At 70.4% G+C, this 1,831-nt stretch carries 1 protein-coding gene; it reads right to left on the bottom strand.

The features are described from left to right. Positions 1-131 precede the first annotated feature (131 nt). Positions 132-1,831, bottom strand: a 1,700-nt coding sequence (gene aspS / locus G6026_RS14915) for an aspartate--tRNA ligase (RefSeq protein ID WP_241728112.1), incomplete at its 5' end; no start/stop codon positions are given.

The following is a 1,831-nucleotide window of genomic DNA, read 5'->3' as shown; positions in this document are numbered from 1 at the left end:
CGACCGCCCGGTCCGCACCCTCGACGTGGCGCCGACGGTCGCCCGGTTGTTCGGGCTCGACCACTCCGGGATGGACGGCCGCCCGGCGCTCGAGGCGTTCCACCTCTGACCGCCGGGCCGCCGGGGACCGACTACCCGGCTGACGCGCGCTCCGCCTGGGTCCCCTGACCGCGGGTCACGGGCGCGGCGTCGATTCCCGACTCCTTGCGCTGCTGCGGAGTGATGGGAGCGGGGGCGTCGGTGAGCGGGTCGACACCGCCGCCGGACTTGGGGAAGGCGATGACGTCGCGGATGGACTCGGTCCGGGCCAGCAACGCACAGATGCGGTCCCAGCCGAACGCGATTCCGCCGTGCGGCGGCGCGCCGTAGGAGAAGGCGTCGAGCAGGAAGCCGAACTTCTCCTGCGCCTCCTCGGCGGAGATGCCCATCACGCCGAACACCCGCTCCTGGATGTCCTTGCGGTGGATGCGGATGGAGCCGCCCCCGATCTCGTTGCCGTTGCACACGATGTCGTAGGCGTAGGCCAGGGCCGAGCCCGGGTCGGTGTCGAAGGTGTCCAGGTGCTCCGGCTTGGGAGAGGTGAACGCGTGGTGCACGGCCGTCCACGCGCCCGAGCCCACCGCCACGTCGCCGGCGGCCGTCGCGTCGTCGGCCGGCTCGAACATGGGCGCGTCGACCACCCACGTGAACGCCCAGGCCTCGGGGTCGATCAGTCCGAGCTTGTCCGCGATCTCGCCACGGGCCGCGCCGAGGAGCGCGCGTGTGGACTTGACGGCCCCGGCACCGAAGAAAATGCAGTCTCCGGGCTCCGCGCCGACGTGGGCGGCGATGCCCGCCCGCTCGGCGTCCGACAGGTTCTTGGCGACAGGACCGCCCAGCTCGCCGTCCTCACCGACCAGGATGTAGGCCAGCCCCTTGGCTCCGCGCTGCTTGGCCCATTCCTGCCAGGCGTCGAGCTGACGTCGCGGCTGCGACGCGCCGCCCTTCATGACCACCGCGCCGACGTAGGGGGCCTTGAACACGCGGAACGGCGTGTCGGCGAAGAACTCGGTGCACTCGACCAGTTCGATGTCGAAGCGCAGGTCGGGCTTGTCGGAGCCGTACCGACGCATCGCCTCGGCATAGGTCATCCGCGGGATGGGGGCCTGGATCTCGTAGCCCGCCGTCGCCCACACCTCGGTGAGGATCTCCTCCGCGACCGCGATCACGTCGTCCTGGTCGACGAAGCTCATCTCCACGTCCAGCTGGGTGAACTCCGGCTGCCGGTCGGCCCGGAAGTCCTCGTCCCGGTAGCAGCGGGCGATCTGGTAGTACTTCTCCATCCCGGCAACCATGAGGAGCTGCTTGAACAGCTGCGGCGACTGCGGGAGGGCGTAGAAGGTGCCGGGCTGCAGACGTGCGGGGACGAGGAAGTCGCGCGCGCCCTCGGGGGTGGAGCGGGTGAGGGTGGGGGTCTCGATCTCGACGAAGTCGTGGCGTGCCATGACGATCCGCGCGGCGGAGTTGACCTTCGACCGCAGTCGCAGTGCGGCACCCGGACCCTCACGGCGGAGATCGAGATAGCGGTGACGGAGGCGTGCCTCCTCTCCCACCTCGTCGTCGAGCTGGAACGGCAGCGCCGCGGACTCGCCGAGCACCTCGAACGAGACCACGTCGACCTCGATCTCACCGGACGCGAGAGCAGGGTTCTCCGACCCCTCCGGGCGGCGGTCCACGACGCCGGTGACGGCGACGCAGAACTCGTTCCGGAGACGGTGCGCGCGCTCCGCGATCTCCTCGGAGCGGAACACCACCTGACACACGCCTGTGGAGTCACGGAGATCGACGAAGA

This window comes from Dietzia sp. DQ11-38-2, from assembly GCF_014145055.1.
In the GTDB taxonomy this organism is placed as follows: domain Bacteria; phylum Actinomycetota; class Actinomycetes; order Mycobacteriales; family Mycobacteriaceae; genus Dietzia.
Note: the sequence above shows the minus strand (reverse complement) of the source record. Positions and strands in the feature narration are given on the sequence as shown.